General features: G+C 69.9%; 18 protein-coding genes. 12 read left to right on the top strand and 6 right to left on the bottom strand.

Going from position 1 to position 16711, the window contains the following annotated elements; translation table 11 throughout:
• Nucleotides 1-62: 62 nt before the first annotated feature.
• From ACTWQA_RS46570 to ACTWQA_RS46560, 3 genes are all read left to right on the top strand, one after another.
• Complete coding sequence (locus ACTWQA_RS46570; protein WP_443165272.1) at nt 63-560, top strand: DinB family protein; 498 nt, start codon at nt 63-65, stop codon at nt 558-560.
• A gap of 105 nt (nt 561-665) precedes the next feature.
• On the top strand, nt 666-842 hold the full coding sequence (locus ACTWQA_RS46565; RefSeq protein WP_443165271.1) for a hypothetical protein: 177 nt from the start codon (nt 666-668) through the stop codon (nt 840-842).
• 150 nt (nt 843-992) lie between these two features.
• Entirely contained in the window at nt 993-2039 is a 1047-nt protein-coding gene (locus ACTWQA_RS46560) for a S66 family peptidase (RefSeq protein ID WP_443165270.1), read from the top strand.
• A gap of 17 nt (nt 2040-2056) precedes the next feature.
• On the opposite strand, the gene ACTWQA_RS46555 is transcribed toward ACTWQA_RS46560, so the two are convergent.
• A complete protein-coding gene (locus ACTWQA_RS46555) occupies nt 2057-3385 on the bottom strand; it encodes an ATP-binding protein (protein ID WP_443165269.1) in 1329 nt (442 codons plus the stop codon).
• 291 nt (nt 3386-3676) lie between these two features.
• On the opposite strand from ACTWQA_RS46555, the gene ACTWQA_RS46550 reads away from it, so the two are divergent.
• Nucleotides 3677-4666, top strand: coding sequence for an NAD-dependent epimerase/dehydratase family protein (locus ACTWQA_RS46550; protein ID WP_443165268.1), 990 nt, complete (start codon nt 3677-3679; stop codon nt 4664-4666).
• Nucleotides 4667-4684: 18 nt separating this feature from the next.
• Here ACTWQA_RS46550 and ACTWQA_RS46545 read toward each other — a convergent pair whose 3' ends face one another.
• Entirely contained in the window at nt 4685-6112 is a 1428-nt protein-coding gene (locus ACTWQA_RS46545; RefSeq protein ID WP_443165267.1) for an MFS transporter, read from the bottom strand.
• A 153-nt stretch (nt 6113-6265) separates the two neighbouring features.
• Here ACTWQA_RS46545 and ACTWQA_RS46540 point away from each other — a divergent pair, with 153 nt between their 5' ends.
• Together ACTWQA_RS46540 and ACTWQA_RS46535 are read left to right on the top strand one after the other, a co-directional pair.
• Nucleotides 6266-7666 (top strand): purine-cytosine permease family protein, encoded by a 1401-nt coding sequence (locus ACTWQA_RS46540; protein ID WP_443165266.1) that lies wholly within the window; start codon nt 6266-6268, stop codon nt 7664-7666.
• Between the two features lie 60 nt (nt 7667-7726).
• A complete protein-coding gene (locus ACTWQA_RS46535) occupies nt 7727-8173 on the top strand; it encodes a hypothetical protein (protein ID WP_443165265.1) in 447 nt (148 codons plus the stop codon).
• A gap of 49 nt (nt 8174-8222) precedes the next feature.
• Here the strand turns inward: ACTWQA_RS46535 and ACTWQA_RS46530 are convergent, their stop codons facing one another.
• The gene (locus tag ACTWQA_RS46530; protein ID WP_443165264.1) at nt 8223-10010 is read right to left on the bottom strand and encodes an alkyl/aryl-sulfatase; all 1788 of its coding nucleotides are present in this window, start codon (nt 10008-10010) and stop codon (nt 8223-8225) included.
• Between the two features lie 84 nt (nt 10011-10094).
• Here ACTWQA_RS46530 and ACTWQA_RS46525 point away from each other — a divergent pair, with 84 nt between their 5' ends.
• The gene (locus ACTWQA_RS46525) at nt 10095-10769 is read left to right on the top strand and encodes an HAD family hydrolase (protein ID WP_443165263.1); all 675 of its coding nucleotides are present in this window, start codon (nt 10095-10097) and stop codon (nt 10767-10769) included.
• A 33-nt stretch (nt 10770-10802) separates the two neighbouring features.
• Nucleotides 10803-11741 carry a ribose-phosphate diphosphokinase gene (locus tag ACTWQA_RS46520; protein WP_443165262.1) on the top strand — a complete coding sequence of 313 codons (939 nt, stop codon included), beginning with the start codon at nt 10803-10805 and terminating at the stop codon, nt 11739-11741.
• A 98-nt stretch (nt 11742-11839) separates the two neighbouring features.
• On the opposite strand, the gene ACTWQA_RS46515 is transcribed toward ACTWQA_RS46520, so the two are convergent.
• The gene (locus tag ACTWQA_RS46515; protein WP_443165293.1) at nt 11840-12616 is read right to left on the bottom strand and encodes an SDR family oxidoreductase; all 777 of its coding nucleotides are present in this window, start codon (nt 12614-12616) and stop codon (nt 11840-11842) included.
• A gap of 1 nt (nt 12617) precedes the next feature.
• Here ACTWQA_RS46515 and ACTWQA_RS46510 point away from each other — a divergent pair, with 1 nt between their 5' ends.
• Complete coding sequence (locus ACTWQA_RS46510) at nt 12618-13352, top strand: nucleotidyltransferase domain-containing protein (protein WP_443165261.1); 735 nt, start codon at nt 12618-12620, stop codon at nt 13350-13352.
• Here ACTWQA_RS46510 and ACTWQA_RS46505 read toward each other — a convergent pair.
• The gene (locus ACTWQA_RS46505) at nt 13327-13881 is read right to left on the bottom strand and encodes a TetR/AcrR family transcriptional regulator (protein WP_443165260.1); all 555 of its coding nucleotides are present in this window, start codon (nt 13879-13881) and stop codon (nt 13327-13329) included. The two genes, ACTWQA_RS46510 and ACTWQA_RS46505, sit on opposite strands and share 26 nt — an antisense overlap.
• Nucleotides 13882-13984: 103 nt before the next feature.
• Between ACTWQA_RS46505 and ACTWQA_RS46500 the strand changes: the two genes are divergently transcribed.
• Both ACTWQA_RS46500 and ACTWQA_RS46495 read left to right on the top strand, forming a co-directional pair.
• Nucleotides 13985-14137: a hypothetical protein gene (locus ACTWQA_RS46500; protein WP_443165259.1), complete on the top strand. Its 153-nt coding sequence runs from the start codon at nt 13985-13987 to the stop codon at nt 14135-14137.
• A 114-nt stretch (nt 14138-14251) separates the two neighbouring features.
• Nucleotides 14252-14893 (top strand): maleylpyruvate isomerase N-terminal domain-containing protein, encoded by a 642-nt coding sequence (locus ACTWQA_RS46495; RefSeq protein ID WP_443165258.1) that lies wholly within the window; start codon nt 14252-14254, stop codon nt 14891-14893.
• Here ACTWQA_RS46495 and ACTWQA_RS46490 read toward each other — a convergent pair.
• Complete coding sequence (locus tag ACTWQA_RS46490; protein WP_443165257.1) at nt 14890-15456, bottom strand: TetR/AcrR family transcriptional regulator; 567 nt, start codon at nt 15454-15456, stop codon at nt 14890-14892. The two genes, ACTWQA_RS46495 and ACTWQA_RS46490, sit on opposite strands and share 4 nt — an antisense overlap.
• A gap of 60 nt (nt 15457-15516) precedes the next feature.
• On the opposite strand from ACTWQA_RS46490, the gene ACTWQA_RS46485 reads away from it, so the two are divergent.
• The gene (locus tag ACTWQA_RS46485) at nt 15517-16692 is read left to right on the top strand and encodes an FAD-dependent monooxygenase (RefSeq protein WP_443165256.1); all 1176 of its coding nucleotides are present in this window, start codon (nt 15517-15519) and stop codon (nt 16690-16692) included.
• Nucleotides 16693-16711: the final 19 nt, after the last annotated feature.

The raw sequence follows: 16711 nt of genomic DNA, 5'->3' as shown, positions 1-16711 counted from the left end.
GCGGCCGCAAGGGATGTCTCGGCAGCATCTTGGCTACGTGGTGCCGCAAAGAGGAGCGGATCGTGAATGAGGTCGTGCTCGATGCAATCCGCCACAACAACTGGGCGACAAAACAGCTGGTGAGCTTCTGCCGGGATCAGGATCTGTCTGCGCGACAGCTCGACGTTCGCGGCGTCGGCACTTTTGGCGGCATCCTTTCCACGCTGCGCCACATCATCGTGTCGGACGGGAGCTACGTGCGGCGCCTGGCTGAGATCGACCTCGACTGGGTTGACGGCGATGAGGACGCCGGCCTTCACAAGCTCTTCGTCTGGGCGTCAGAGGCTGAGCAGCTCTGGGAGCAGGTGCTGGCCAAGCCGATCGACGTGGAACGCGTGATCGTCGTGGACAACGGAACTCGTGAGGTGCGCGCCGGCATCTTCGTGGCTCAGGCCGTCAACCATGCCAACCATCACCGCGAACAGGTCTGCGCCATCCTGACCGGTCTCGGCATCGAGCCGCCGGACCTCCAGGCATGGGAGTACGCCTGGGCCACCGGGCGGATCTGGGACCGGAACTGACCCTCCCGGGAGTAAGCCGGCCTCCTCTACCACCATTTCCCTGCGGGAGGCTGGCTGGACGCCGCCTGCTACGCCCGAGCCGTCCGCGAGCAGGAAGTCCACGAGGTGCTCGACCTGATCCGGCAGATCGCCGCGCTTCCCGCAGTCGATGAAGATAGCGACCGCGTCTGCTGCCTGTTCTTCGCCTATCACGAAATACATGGCCAAACCGAATGGCAAGTCCGCGATGGTGAGCTCATCGTCAGCCAAGCTCCGCCGCGCTACGACTATCTCGGCCAATAGTCGTCAGCCCGTGCCGTGCGTCCGGCGACGGCCAGCACGTGTTCCCTGGAGGGGCATCGTCCGAAGACGGAAGAGAGCACGTGCGTGGCCGCACGGAACAGTGTGACGCTTGTGTCCGCGTGGGCGCAGGGAATCAGTAAAGATACTTTCATGCATAACCCCTCCTACCCCGGCAAGCCGAAGCCTGGTGACCGGGTGGCCGTCGTGTCGCCGTCCGCCGGGCTGCCGGAGATCTTCCCGATGCCGTACGAGCTGGGGTTGCGGCGGCTGCGCGACGACTTCGGCCTGGTCCCCGTGGAGTATCCGACGACCCGCAGGATGGGGTCGTCGCCGGCCGACCGCGCCAGGGACCTCCATGCCGCCTTCGCCGACCCGGACATCGCCGCCGTGATCAGCAGCATCGGCGGCGACGACCAGATCACCGTGCTGGCCCACCTCGACCGCGACCTGCTGAAGGCCCATCCGAAGCCGTTCTTCGGCTACAGCGACGCCACCAACATGCTGGCCTTCCTCTGGGACCTCGGGATCGTCGGATACCACGGCGGCGCGGTCATGACGGAGTTCGGCCGGGCTGGGGCGATGCATCCGCTCACCGCGGAGTCGCTGCGCGCCGCGCTGTTCACCAGCGGTCCGTACGAGTTGCGGGCGGCCGCCGCCTACACCGACGTGGACCGGCCGTGGGACGAGCCCGAGACGTTCGCGAGCGAGCCGCCGATGACGCCGTGCCCGGACGGCTGGACCTGGCACAACGCGGACCGGGTCGTCGAGGGCGTGAGCTGGGGCGGATGCCTGGAGATCGTGTCGTGGCTGCTGATGGCCGGCCGTGCGATCCGGCCGGCCGCCGAGCATGAGGGCGGGGTGCTGTTCTTCGAGACCTCGGAGGAGATGCCGAGCGCCACGGAGGTCTACCGGATCCTGCGCTGCATGGGCGAGCGTGGGTTGCTGCGCCGCTTCGGCGGCGTCATGGTCGGGCGTGCCCGGGGCTGGTCGCTCGAGCGCCGCACCACTCCTGAGGAGCGGATCGTGTACGCGCGGGACCAGCGGGAGGCGGTGCTGCGTGCGTTCGCCGAGTACAACGACGACGCGCTGATCGTCTTCGACGTCGACTTCGGGCACACCGATCCGAAACTGGTGATCCCGTACGGTGGCCGGATCCGCCTCGACGGCCCCGCCCGCGCGATCACGGTCTCCTACTGAGCCATCGCCTCCGGAAGCTACGGCCCGCCCTCGTACAGCGGGAGCACGACCACGAAGCGGGCCCCGGGCTCGTGCTCGGCGATGGTCAGCGTGCCGCCGTGGGCGGTGGCGATTTCGCGGGACAGGGGGAGTCCGAGGCCGCTGCCGCCCTTGTCCTTGACCCGGGCGCTCTCCAGGCGGGTGAATCGTTCGAAGACCCGCTCCCTGTCCTCCGGCGGGATGCCCTCGCCGTCGTCCGCCACCGTGACGATCACCTTGTCGTCCTCGACCGTGACCGTGAGGTCGATTCTGGTGGCGGCGTGCCGGGTGGCGTTGTCGAGGAGGTTCGTCAGGAGGCGGTCGAGCTGCACGGGTGAGCCGTGGACGGGTGCCGGGTGGCAGGGGGCCAGGACGATGGGGACTCTGGGCGGTTCGCGGCGGCGCACTTGCTCGGCTGCCACGTGGCACATGTCCACCACGCGGCGGTGCATGACCGCGCCCGCGTCCAGCTTGGCCAGCATCAGCAGCTCGTCGATGATGGAGGTGAGGCGCTCGGCGGCGGCCAGGGCGCGGGCGCCGGTGGCCGCCCAGTCCGTTTCCTCCGGATAGGCGTTGGCGAACTCGAGCTGGGTGCGCAAGGCCGAGATGGGGCTGCGGAGCTCGTGCGAGGCGTCGGCGACAAAGCGGCGCTGGGTTTCCGCGGAGCGTTCGAGGCGGTCGAGCGTGTGGTTCGTCGTGGCGGCGAGGTTGGTGATCTCGTCACCGGTGTCGGGTACGGGGACGCGCCTGCTGAGGTCCTGACCAGTGATCTCCGCCATCTCGGCGCGGATACGCTCGACCGGGCGCAGGGCGAATCCGACCACCGCCCACGTGGTGCCCGCGACCATCAGCAGGACCAGCGGGGTGCCGAGGAAGACCAGAAGGTAGAGCCAGGTCAGGGAGCGGTTGACCTCGTTGAGCGAGACGGCGCCGTAAACGGTGAGGAGGCCCTGGGGTGTGCGCACGGGCATGGCCATGACGAGGTATTCACCCTCCTCCTCGCCCAGGGCCGGCGGCAACATCTGCTCGGTCACGTAGATCTTTCCGGGCTGGACGGCCCGCATGGCCCCCAGGATCGGCGGGTCGCTACGGAGGTCAGGAGTGGCGGCCAGCACCTTGCCCCGCTGGGAGACCACCTGCAAGAGGTGCACCTTCGACGCCGGCTCGAGCTCGGCCGGGAGCTGACCGTCGCGAGCGTCGTTGGCGACCCTGCGCACGGCCAGCTCCTCCCGGGCATAGACCAGGCCGTGCAGGCTGCTCGGCACGGTGGCGAGGGTGATGGTGGACGTGGCGGTGAAGACCAGCGCCGCGACCAAAGTCGCGATCATGGTCAGGCGCGCCCGGATCGAACGCGGAAAGAGCCTCGTCGCCATCCATCCCCCGTACTCACTGTCTGTGACACTTACCCAGGTGTGGCCCACACAACATCAAGCCGCTTGATCTGGTGCTATATAGATCGAGATTGGGTAAACAGGGGGCCAAGAGGGGCGATTCGCCACGCTCTGTGCATGCGGTCGGCCCGGGATCGGTCTGAGCACCTCGGGTTTTCGCTTGTGGCGATTCCGCTGATGGCGTGGACGTCTGTTCGCGCGGAGGCGCCTGGGCCAGAGTGAGGTGCCATGAAGGTTCTGGTGCTGGGTGGCACGGAGTTCGTCGGGCGCGCGGTCGTCGAAGAGGCGCTGGGCCTGGGATGGGATGTGACGGTGTTCAACCGGGGCAGCCACGAGCCGCCCGCGGGGGTGACGGCGTTACGCGGTGACCGGACGGCGGCCGGCGGGCTGGCGGCGCTGGAGCACGGCGAATGGGACGTCGTGGTCGATACCTGGTCGTGGGCGGCCTCCGCGGTCAGGGACTCCGCGTCGCTGCTGGCCGAGCGCGCGGGTCACTACGTCTACGTGTCCAGCAGGTCGGTCTACGCCGAGCCCTTGCCTTTCGGCGCGGACGAGAGCGCGCCGGTCGTGGCGGCCTCCGCCGACGATGACGACGCCTCCGACTACGCCAGGAACAAGGCGGGGGCGGAGCTGGCGGCGGTCGCGGCGTTCGGGGAGCGGGCACTGCTGGCCAGGGCGGGGCTGATCATCGGGCCTTACGAGAACGTCGGGCGGCTGCCGTGGTGGCTGAGCAGGATCGCCCGTGGCGGGCCGGTGCTCGCGCCCGGTCCCGCCGACCTCGGTTTGCAATACGTCGACGCGCGTGACCTGGCCGTGTGGTGCCTGCGGGCGGCCGAGCGCGGGATCGGCGGGGCGTTCAACGTGGTGAGCCCTCCGGGGTTCGTGACGATGCGGGAGCTGCTCGAGACCTGCGTGAAGGTGACCGGGGCCGAAGCCGAGCTGCGGTGGGTCGAGGCTGAGGTGATCCTGGCGGCTGGGGTGACGCCGTGGATCCAGCTGCCGATCTGGCTGGTGGGCGAGGACTACGACTACATGCACGGAGGTGACGTGTCCAAGGCCGTGGCGGCGGGGCTGCGCCTGCGGCCCGTGGCGGAGACGGTGGCCGATACGTGGGCGTGGTTGCTGAGCCTCGGCGGTGTGGCTCCGATGCGGCCGGATCGGCCGCTGAAGGGGATCGATCCGGGCCGGGCGGTGGAGGCGAGGCTCCTGTGCTGCTGAACAAGCCGGGCGGGGCGGTCAGCGCTGGTCCCGTGGAGCGGAGCGGTAGGTGCGGATGAGGTCGTAGACGGCGGCGGCGAGGGCGACGGCGACGAAGAGCAGCACCACCAGCAGGCCGTGACGGAAGGCCGTCGGCCAGCCGTCGGCCAGTGAGCCGAAGAACGTCGAGCCCGCCGCCGCGATCCCGATGGCCGACCCCAGCCGCTGACCCGTCTGCAGCACCCCGGCCGCGCTTCCACCGCCTTCGGGTGGCACCTCGGACAGGGCGATCGCCTGGTTGGGCGAGATCACCAGACCGCTGCCCACCCCCGCGACCAGGAGCGGCAACGCGGTCGCCAGCCCGACCCCCTGGCCGGGCACCAGCGCGGTCGCGGCCATCGTGGCGCAGAGCCCGACGATCACCGTGGTGAGGCCGACGGCCACCACTCGCCGTCCGGCCCGCGACACGAGCCGCCCGCCGACCACGGACGCCGAGGCCGAGCCGAGGGCGAACGGCGTGATCGACAACCCGGCCATCAGCGGGCTGTAGTGGAGGCCGCTCTGCAGGTACAGCGTGAAGGTGAAGAAGATGCCGGTGAAGCCGGCGAAGTAGAACAGGGCTATGGCCGAGCCCAGGCTGTAGGAGCGCTTGCGGAAGAGGGACAGGTTCACCAGCGGCTCGCGGGGATAGATCCGCTCCCATGCCACGAACCCGGCCAGCACGGTGAACGCGGCGGGGATGAGCAGCCACTTGGTCCCGCCCTCCCATTGATGCCGCTGGATGAACGGCAGCAACAGGCCCGCGATGCCGACGCCGAGCAGCAGCACGCCCACCGGGTCCATGCTCTCGCGCCGCCCCCGGCCATCCCGGGACACCGCCGTGGGGCGCGGGGCCGGGAGCACGCGGTAGGCCAGAGGCAGGAGGGCGATGCCGATCGGCAGGTTCACCAGGAACACCCACCGCCATCCGTAATCGGGCCCGAAGGCGCTGACCAGGGCGCCGCCGATCAGCGGTCCTGCGGTCGTGGACAGGCCGATGGTGGCGCCGAGCACGCCGAACGCCCGCGCCCGCTCATACCCCTGGAACATCTGCTGGATCAGCCCCGAGACCTGCGGGTTCAGCATGCCGGCCGCCATGCCCTGCACCAGCCTGGCCGTGATCAGCAGCGGCATGTTGCCGGCGAACCCGCACGCCGCGCTGGCGAGCGTGAACAACGCCACCCCGAACATGAAGATCGCCCGCCGGCTCCTGGCGTCCCCCAACCTGCCGGCCGGAATCAGCAGCAGCCCGAACGTGAGCGCGTACCCCGACAGCGTCCACTGCAGCCCGTCCTCCGTCGCCCCCAGCCCTTCCCTGATGGACGGCAGCGCCACGTTCACGATGCTCACGTCGAGACCGCTCATGAACGCCGCCACCAGGCACACGGCCAGAGCGTGCCGGCGCGAGTCGAATCCGGACGCCCCCATGACGGCTACCTCTCCGCGCGGCAGGAGTCGGTACGGCCGCCGCGGCCCGACGATGATTCCCCGCAAGCTATGAAATATCAGCCCTGGCTACCCATGAATACCCCAGGGATGGGCTTCTCCGTGGAAGGCAGGTAACGTCCGATCATGGACACGATGACCGTCGAGCAAAACGGCATCAACGCCGTTCCCGAGGCGGAGCGGCGCGGCCGCCCCAGTGACCTGTTCTGGCCGTGGGCCGGCTCCAACCTGTCCCTGTTCGGCGTCGCGTTCGGCGTGTACATCGTGGGCCTCGGCCTCGGCGTCGTGCCCGCCGTCATCACCGGCGCCATCGGGTACGCGCTGTCGTTCCTGCTGGTCGGCCTGGTCGCGGTCGGCGGCGCGCGGTCGGGCGTGCCGACGATGACGCTGGGGCGGGCCCCGTTCGGCTACCAGGGCAACAAGCTGCCCACGGTCTTCTCCTACATCTCGAACGTCGGCTGGGAAATCGTCCTGGTCACGCTGGCGGCCCAGAGCGGCGCGGCCATCCTGGCGCGGCTCGTGCCCGGCCTGCCCGGCACGACGGCCACCGCGATCTGCTTCGCCGTCGCCGCCGTGGTGGTGATCGCCGTCGGCGTGTACGGCCACGCCATGATCATGGTGGTGCAGCGGTATCTGACGTACGCGTTCATTGTGCTGACCGTCATCTACATGATCCTCATGGCGCCCCGGCTCGGTGCGTCGCTGGAGACCACGGCCGGGCCCGGCGGCTGGGTGGGCGGGATCATCTTCGCGATGACCCTGCTGGGCCTGGGCTGGGTCAACTGCGGCGCCGACTATTCGCGTTACCTGCCCACGAGCTCCCCTCCGAGATCGGTGGCGCTGTGGACGGCGCTCGGGGGCGCGCTGCCGCCGATGGTGCTGCTCGTGTTCGGGGTGCTGCTCGCGGGCGGCGATCCGGAGCTGGCCGGGGCGGCGGGCGGCGACCCGGTGGGGGCGCTGGCGGGGGTGCTGCCGACGTGGTTCCTGCTGCCGTACCTGCTGACCGCCATCGGCGGCTTCCTGGCCGGGGCGATCATGGACATTTATTCGTCCGGGCTGTCGATGCTGGCGCTCGGGGTGCCGATCAGGCGGCACTACGCGGTGCTGATCGACGGGCTGCTCATGGTGCTCGGCGGCTACTACCTGCTGTTCGTCTCCAGCAGCTTCCTCGCCACCTTCCAGGCGTTCCTGGCGATCGTCGGCGTGGTGATGGCGGCCTGGGTCGCGATCTTCCTGGTGGACATGTGGCGGCTGCGGGCCGGCGGCCGGGCCTACGACGAGCGCCTGTTGCGGGCCGGGGCGCCGGCCGTCAACTGGCCCGGCGTGTTGTCGCTGGTGGTGGCGTCGGCGGTGGGGCTAGGCCTCATCACGTCCGCCGACCAGAACATCGCGAACGTCGTGGGCTTCCTCATGAGTGAGGATCTGGAGAAGAGCACGTTCGGGGCGGCGAACATCGGCGTGGTCATCGCGCTCGTGCTGGCCGGGGTCCTGTACTACCTGATCACCGCTGTCCAGCGACCTCGCCGCACCACCTGACGCACCTGGCGGCGGCAGTCACCTTCCAGTTACTGTTAGTGATTGATGATGGACATACCGTTGCGAATGCTGCTGTGGACGGTGCACGCCACCGCCTACGGGCTGCTGGTGGTCGCCGTGCTCGGCCTGCTGCGCGAGGACCGCGTGGCCGTGGCCGTCGGCGGCATGCTGCTCGGTCTGGTCTACGCCGCCGGTATCGCGATCGAGGGCAAGCGGGTGTGGCTGGGCTCGGTGACCGCGGGCTGGGCGGTGCTGGCCGTGGCGGCGCCGCCGTTCGTGTGGCTCGTGTTCCCGTTGCTCTTCTCCTACCTGCACGTGCTCCCCCTGTGGGGGGCGATGTTCGGGGTGGGCGCGCTGACGTCGGCGGCGGTCCTGGCGGCGGCCTGGCACGCGGGCGGGCTGACGGTGCCGCTGGTGCTGGGCCCCGGCGTCGCGGCCATGGTGGTCACCCTGTTGGCCCTGGCCTGCCGGGCGCTGGGTGCGGCGGCCGGACGGCGCTCCGACTGAGGCCGCCGCAAGCGCCGCCCGATAGCCCTCTAGCAGCGCCGACGGGCCCTCACGCCGTGACGATGGCGAAGTCGGGCACCGGCCGGTCCAGCACCGCTACCAGCCGCCGCAGCGCCGAGGTGTCGCCCTCCCGTTCCACGCCTTCGACGCCCTTGCCCGACAGCAGGCCGAGCAGCTGCGCCTTCGTCAGCCGCAACGTCAGGTCCGCGGCCTCGTCACGCGGCTCCGCCTGGTGGATCAGCGCCCCGTTGGACAACGTCGTACGGTGCCGCTCCCCCAGGTCGGTCAGGTGCCAGTCGATGGCCAGGCGCTCGTGCCAGGCCCGCGGGCCGTCCACGCGGATGGCCAGCGAGTCGAAGATCTGCTCCACGCTCAGCGCGGCGCACAGATCGGCCGGGACGGTGTCGGCGGTGGCGGGCACGATTCCGTCCGCCAGCTCCAGCGCGCCCATGAGGTAGAAGTTGCGCCACGTGGCGTTCTCCGCGCCGCGGCCGAGCCTGGTGTAGACCTCGGCGAGCAGGTCGCGGGCCTCCTTGTTGCCCTCGTCGGCGAAGACGGCGTGGTTGAGCAGCTGGGCGGCGAAGCGCAGGTCGTTCTCGGCCAGGTAACGCCGGGCGAACGCGACCACGGCCGCGCCGCCGCCCAGGCACTCGACGTAGCGGATCGCGCTCTCGCGCGGCGGGTGCTCCCACAGGTGCGCGGGGTTGCCGTCGAACCAGCCCACGTACCGCTGGTAGACGGCCTTGACGTTGTGGCTGGCCGAGCCGTGGTAGCCGTGGGTGTGCCAGGAGCGCTCGAGCTCGGGCGGCAGCTGCACGGCCTCGGCGATCTCGGCCGCCGTCAGGCCCTTGTTGAGCAGGCGCAGGGTCTGGTCGTGCAGGTAGGCGTACATGTCGCGCTGCCGGGACAGGAAACGGGCGATGTCGTCGCGGCCCCACGTCGGCCAGTGGTGTGCGGCGAAGGCGACGTCGGCCTGGCCGGCGAACAGGGACAGCGTCTCGTTGAGGCCCCGCGCCCAGGCCCGGGCATCGTGGTACGGGCCGCCGCGCAGGGACAGCAGGTTGTGCTGGTTGTGGGTGGCGTTCTCGGCCAGGCACAACGCGTGGCGGTCGGGCAGGAGGATCGTCATCTCAGCGCCCGAGCCGAGCTGGAAGACCATCCGTACGCCGTCGACCGTCTCTTCCTGTCCAGTGCGGGTGATGCCGACCGTGGGCGGGATGAAGGACAGGCTGCCCGTCGAGACGGTCATGCCGAGGCCGCAGCCGATCTGGCCTTCGGGCGAGCGGGGCAGGGCGGGGCCGTACATGTAGACGGCGCGGCGGGTGAGCGCCGGGCCCGCGTACACGGTGTCCGACACCGCCTGTTCGAGGAACCCGGCAGCGGCCAGGATGGGCACCCCGCCGCGGGTGACGCCGCGGACGCCGCCGAAGTGGTCGGCGTGGGGATGCGTGTAGATCACGGCGGTGACGGGCCGGGGGCCGCGGTGGGCCCGGTACAGCTTCAGCGCGGCGGCGGCGCACTCGGTGGAGATCAACGGGTCGACGACGATGACGCCGCTCTCGCCCTCGACCAGCGTCATGTTGGACAGGTCCAGGCCGCGTACCTGGTAGATGCCGTCGGTGACCTCGTACAGACCTTGTCTGGCACACAACTGGGCCTGCCGCCACAGGCTGGGATGGGCCGTCGCCGGGCACTCCCCCTGGAGGAAGTCGTAGGAGTCGCCGTCCCAGATGACCCTGCCGTCCACAGTCTTGATCACGGCGGGGCTGAGCTTGGCGATGAATCCCCGATCCGCGTCCGCAAAGTCGCCCTTGTCGTGAAATGGAAGATCTGCCATGCCTAGCCGCATGCCCGGTATTCAGCCCGGGGTAGCTCAATGAACGCCCCTAAGAGGATGAATCTCGGGCAATAAGGACATGCGATGATGTTGGACCTGTCGATCCCCACGGGAGATGCCATGGAAGCGTGCGTGTTCGACCTCGACGGCGTGCTGGTCGATTCAGAGCCGGTATGGGAGGAGGTGCGACGGGCGTTCGTCGCCGAGCACGGCGGCACATGGCAGCCGGACACCCAGTCCAGGCTCATGGGCATGAGCACGGGCGAGTGGGCCGCGTACCTGGCCGAGCTGGGGGTGCGGATGACGCCGGACGAGATCGCGCGCGGCGTGGTGGACCAGATGGCCGCGCGCTACCGCGACGAGGTGCCGCTGCTGCCCGGTGCGGTGGAGGCGGTGCGGCGCACCTCCGGGCACGTCACGCTGGGGCTGGCCAGCTCGTCGCCGCGCCGGCTGATCGACGTGGTGCTGGACGCGGCCGAGCTGAAGGAGTGTTTCGCGGCCACGGTGTCCACCGAGGAGGTCGCGCGCGGCAAGCCGGCGCCGGACGGATATCTGGAGGCGGCCCGGCGGATGAAGGTCGACCCGCGCGGGTGCGTGGCGGTCGAGGATTCGAGCAACGGCCTGCGGTCGGCGCACGCCGCCGGGATGCGGGTGATCGCCGTGCCGCACCCGACATACCCGCCCGCGCCGGACGCGCTCGCGCTGGCCTGGCGGGTGTTGCCTGGACTCGACGCGCTCACCCCCGACCTGCTCTCGTGAACGTGTGCACCTGGTCGCTATGCTCTGGGAACCGTGCGAGACATCACCGTTTTCAGCGGCACCGCCCATCCCGAACTGGCCGAAGAGATCTGTGCCCACCTGGGCACTCCCCTGCACCCCGTCCAGGTCAGTCGCTTCGCCAACGACGTGCTGGAAGTGCAGTTGCAGGCCAACTGCCGCGAGCGTGACGTCTTCCTCATCCAGCCACTGGTCCCGCCCGTCCAGGAGCACCTGGTCGAACTGCTGCTCATGCTGGACGCCGCCCGCGGCGCGTCCGCGGCCAGGACCACCGTCGTGCTCCCGCACTACGCCTATGCCAGATCGGACAAGAAGGACGCGCCACGCATCTCCATCGGCGCGCGGCTGGTCGCCGACCTGATGGTGGCCGCGGGCGCCAACCGGGTGCTGGCGATGACGCTGCACTCGCCGCAGGTGCACGGCTTCTTCAGCGTCCCGGTCGACCACCTGCACGCACTGCGGGAGCTGGCCGCGCACTTCCGTCAGTACGACCTGTCGAACACGGTCGTCGTCTCCCCCGACCTCGGCAACGCCAAGGAGGCCGCCCACTTCGCCCGCCTGCTCGGCACCGGCGTCGCGATGGGCGCCAAACAACGCTTCAGCGACGACCGCGTGGTGATCAGCTCGGTCATCGGCGACGTGGAGGGCAAGGACGTCATCGTCCTGGACGACGAGATCGCCAAGGGCAGCACGGTCATCGAGCTGCTCGACCGGCTGCGCGAGCGCGGCGTGCGCTCGGTGCGCGTGGCCTGCACGCACGGGTTGTTCTCCAGCGGGGCGGTGGAGCGGCTGAGCGCGCTGCCGGAGATCGAGGAGATCGTCTGCACGAACACCGTGCCGCCGCCCAAGCCCAGCGACAAGCTCACGGTCCTGTCGATCGCGCCCGCCCTGGCCGAGGCCATGCGCCGCATCCACGACGGCGAGTCGGTGAGCGCCCTGTTCAGCACACCTTGACGATCTGGGCGGTCAGCCGGCGAACACGCCGGTGATCGTGTTGGCCCAATCGGCGACCGTCGCGGAGGGGGTGACGGGCATAGGCATCTGCTCTCCGTTCAGGCCCAGCCGCCGTTGCTCATCAGCAATTGGCCGTTGATCCACTCCCCCTGCGGCGAGCAGAGGAAGTCGACGAGGTGCGCGGTGTCTTCCGGGGTGCCGAGGCGGCCGCGCGCTATGCGTCCGACGAGGGTCTCGCGTAGCTCGTCCGATATCCAACCGGTGTCCACCGGGCCGGGATTGATGACGTTCGCGTTGATGCCGAGGTGAGCGAGCTCAGAGGCGGCCGCCAGGGTGATGCGGTCCAGCGCGCCTTTGCTCGCCCCGTACGGCAGGTTGCCGACCGTGTGGTCGCTGGTGAGGGCGATGATCCGGCCGGACCCCTTGGCGCCCTGGAAACGCCTGCCGAACTCCCGGATCAGCAGCCACGTGGCGCGCGCGTTCACGGCGAAGTGCCGGTCGAAGCTCTCCACGGTGGTGTCGAGCAGGCCGGAGTCGACCGACTCACAATGGCACATCACCAGGGCGGTGACCTGGCCCAATTGCCGCTCCGCCGCGTCGAAGACGCGTGCGGGGGTCTCGACGTCGATGAGATCCGCCTCGATGGCGGCGGTGGCCGCGCCGCGCTCGGCGAGATCCTTGGTGATCGTCTCCGTCGCCGCCGGCTCGGGCCCCCAGGTCATGCGTTCGTCGTAGGCATGCCAGTAAGTGAAGGCGATGTCCCAGCCTGAAGCCGCCAGTTGGCGGGCGATTCCCGCGCCGATGCCAATGGTGCGTCCCACACCAGTGATCAACGCGACCTTTTCACGTCGGCGTGTATCGATCATAGTTGCCATCATGCACGCAGCGACCGACCGCCTGCTAAGGCATTTCCTCGAGGCAGTGGAGCCGGCCGTTCCCCTTGTCGCGTTATGGGCGCACGGCTCACTGGCGACCGACGACTACCAGCCGGGCCGCAGCGACCTGGACCTCATCGCCGTCGTCGCCGAGCCCATCACGATGGCGCAGTGGCGGCGGCTCAAGGCCCTGCACCGGGCCATCGACCTGCCGCTCGCGGACAAGCTGCACTGCTCGTACATGGCCAGACAGGAGCTGGCGGACCTGTCGACCGAGCACGTGACATGGGCGCACGCGCAGATCTTCCGGCGTCCGGTCACCGCCGTCACCCGGCGCGAACTGCACACCACGCCCCTGGAGCTGCACGGGCCGCCGCCCACCGGCCTGCTGCCGCCGGTCTCGGACGCGGAGCTGGCCGAGTACGTCCGGGCGGACCTGCGGAACTTCTGGCTGGACAGGACGGGGGGACGGCGCCGGTGGCTGCACGACATCTGGGTGGACCTGGGCATGGTCACGGTCGCCAGGGCCGTGGTCACGCTGCGGGACGGGCGGCTGATCAGCAAGCGGGAGGCCCTGGAGGTGCTGCACGAGCTGGGCGCGCCCGCGATCGTGGTGGCCGATGTGCGCGCCCGCAGGTACGGCACGACGGCACCGCCGCTGAGCCGGTTCAGGAGGGCCAAGCTGGCCCGCGCGTTCATCAGGTCCACGATCACGAGGGTTCTAGGATCGCCGTGAGCCTGGTCAGCGCCTCGCTGATCTGGGCAGGGGTCAGGCCGAGCACCGAGCGCTGATAGCCGTACACCTCGGGGGCCACAGGCGCGAGCAGGACGTCGACCAGCGCGTCGGGGCCGGGCGTGCCGGCGGCGACCAGGAGCACCCGCACGTGTGCCCGCCAGAAGCCGTACGCGCCGGTCTCGAAACGCGTGCGGCCCACTTCCGAGCCGAGCACCAGGTGCGCGTGGTCCTCCAGCAGTCGCACCATGGCGGTGTAGAAGGCGGCCAGCCGCTCGGCGGCCGGCGCGCCAGGGCCCAGCGGCGGCTCGCCGCGCAGCAGCCGTTCCTGCAGCTCCCGTTCGTGCTCGTCGAGCAGCGCGACGGCGATCGAGGCCCGGTCCGGGTAGCGGCGGTAAAGCGTGCCCCGGCCCACGCCCGCCCTCCTGGCGATGTCGTCCATCGTCACGTCCTGCGGCGCCTTCTCGGCGAAGAGCTGGGCTGCCGCTTCGAGGATCCGGGCGCGGTTGCGCGCGGCGTCGGCTCTTTCCATGTCGGCCATTGTAGGTGGACACGTCGTCCGGTTAGCGAGCCGCCAATCCGCAGGCCGGGTACGTCTACCGCGACCTGGCGCCCACCGGCGGGCGTGGACCGTCGTGGAGCCACCGCTGGCCGAGGTGGTGCGGCGCGCGCGGCGGCGCGTACGGCCCGGGCACGCCCCGCGAGCCCGCCTCGACCCGGCGCTGGCCCACCTGCGCGCCCGGCACGAGGAGTCCCTGGCGGCGGCGCTGAAGGAGGCGGCCCGATGAACTGGCTGATCCTGATGCTGGCCGTCTCAATGGGCAGGATGACGGCACTCGCACTCATCGGCGGGGGGATAGTGTTGGCCCGAGTTACCACCTAAACCAGAGGAAGGGCGACATATGGGGGAGAGCAGGCAGTCCTATCTGGTGGCCGCGACGTCGGCGGTGTCGCTCCTGCGCGACCCGGCCGTGGCGGCGGCGTGGGACAAGCCGAGCGCGCTCACAGAGTTCAGCGTCGGCGGCCTGGCCGGGCACCTGGCCCACCAGATCGTCAGGGTCCGCGACGCGCTGGCGGCCGAAAACGGAGCCACCCAGGAGCCGATCGGGCTCATCGAGCACTTCTCGAAGTCGCCGTGGGTGCAGGCAGGCCTCGACCACGAGAGCAATGTGTTCGTCCGGCGCGGCGGCGAGGCGGCCGCCGCCGACGGGTCGGCCGCGTTGGTGGAGCGCACGCAGGCGCTGCTCGACCTGCTGACCGCCGCACTGCCCGCCGAACCCGCCGACCGGGTCGTGCACCTGCCGTGGGCCGACTGGTCGCTCATGCTGGACGACTTCCTGCTCACCAGGCTGGTCGAGCTGGTCGTGCACTCCGACGACCTGGCCGCCAGCGTGGGCATCGAGACGCCCGCCCTGCCGGAGTCGGTCATCGAGCCGGTGGTCGACCTGCTGGCCCGGCTGGCCGTGCACCGCCACGGGGCGACCGCGGTCATCCGCACGCTGAGCCGCGCCGAGCGCGCCCCGGCCACGATAAGCGCCTTCTAGGAGGCGATCATGCGCAGGGCCGCGACCACCTCGCGGCCCGACAGCGCACTGTCCGGGTCGAACAGCCACTGGGACAGAAACCCCGTCAGCATGGCCTGATAGAAGGTCCCGGTCAGCCGCGCACGCTCGGGATCGCTCTCTGGCTGGATGCCTTCGAACAGCTCCGCGAGCCCCAGCCGCGCCTCCTTGATGCCGTGCACGAGCTGCTCGCGCACCTCCGGAATGTGGTCGATCTGCCCGAGCAGCTCGAACTGGGTGACCCACAGTGGCCGCAACCGCGAGAACGACTCGACCACCCGATCCCACGCCGCCTCGAACCGCTCAAGCGGCGTGGCGTCCCGTTTGACGTCGGCCGCCAGGGTCGCGGCCAGGTCGTCGCCCCACTCCCGCATCACCTCGAACAGCGCCTCGTTCATCAGCGCGTCCTTCGACCTGAAGTGGTAGCCGATGCCCGCCAGGCTCACGCCGGAAGCGTTGGCGATGTCCCGCGCCGTCGTGCGTGAGTAGCCCTTCTCGATCAGGCACCGCTTCGCCCCGGCCAGCAGATCTTCCCTGTTTCCCATATCCAGAGAATAGCACAGTCGTACTAGACAAGCGTCTGAGACGGATGTAGCGTCATCGGCATGACGAATATTCTGATCTCCGGCGCCAGCATCGCCGGCACGACGACGGCCTACTGGCTGCGCAGGCACGGCTTCGCCGTCACCGTGGTGGAGCGCGCCCCCGCCCTTCGCGAGGGCGGCTACAAGATCGATATCCGGGGCGCGGCGCTCCAGGTGATCGAGCGCATGGGGCTCATGGACGCGGTCCGCGCCAGGAGCACGGACATGCGCGTCGCCACCCACTACGACGCCAAAGGCAGGCCGGTCGCGACCATGGACGCCGCCCTGTTCGGCGGCCGCACGGGCGACGACGTCGAGATCATGCGCGGCGACCTCAACGAACTGCTGTACGAGCTGACGTGCGACGAGGTCGAGTACATCTTCGACGACTCGATCATCGCCATCGCCGACGACGGCACGGTGACCTTCGAACACTCGCAGCCGCGCGCGTTCGACCTGATCATCGGGGCGGACGGCGCCCACTCCAACGTCAGGAGGCTGGCCTTCGGCGAGGAGGAGCGCTTCGCCCGCCACCTCGGCCACTACATCTCGATCTGCACGGTGCCCAACACACTGGGCCTGGACCGCGAGGAGGCCGTGCACGCGGCGCCGGGCCGGACCGCGAACGTCTACAGCACCCGCCAGGACACGGGCGCCAAAGCGTTATTCATGTGGTCGTCGCCGCCGCTGGCCTATGACCACAGAAGCGTGACCGAGCAGAAGGAGCTGCTGGCGCGAGCCATGGATGGGACCGGCTGGGAGGTACCCGGGCTGCTCGAGGCCGTGCGGGACGCCAAGGACTTCTACTTCGACTCGGTCGGCCAGATCCAGATGGACCGCTGGTCGAAGGGCCGGGCCATGCTGGTGGGCGACGCGGCGTACTGCGCCTCGCCGGCCTCGGGGCAGGGCACGAGTCTGGCGCTCGTGGGGGCGTACGTGCTGGCCGGCGAGCTGGCCACCGGCGGCGGCGCGGACGGCTACGAGCGGGAGCTGCGCGGCTTCGTCGCAGCCAACCAGGCGCTCGCCGAGGCCAACCTCAAGGGCATGGTGATCCCGTCACGCCTGGCCCTCTGGATCCAGATCAAGATGATCAAGTTGCTGCCCCACCTGCCGGGACGCGACCGCATGGTCGAGCGGATCGCCGGGCCGATTCACCGAGCCGCGAACGCCATCTCACTCAAGAATTATAAGGAATGAAGCGTTCCGTTCTGCTATA

The sequence above is a fragment of the Nonomuraea sp. 10N515B genome (genome assembly GCF_052245915.1).
Taxonomy (GTDB): domain Bacteria; phylum Actinomycetota; class Actinomycetes; order Streptosporangiales; family Streptosporangiaceae; genus Nonomuraea.
Note: the sequence above shows the minus strand (reverse complement) of the source record. Positions and strands in the feature narration are given on the sequence as shown.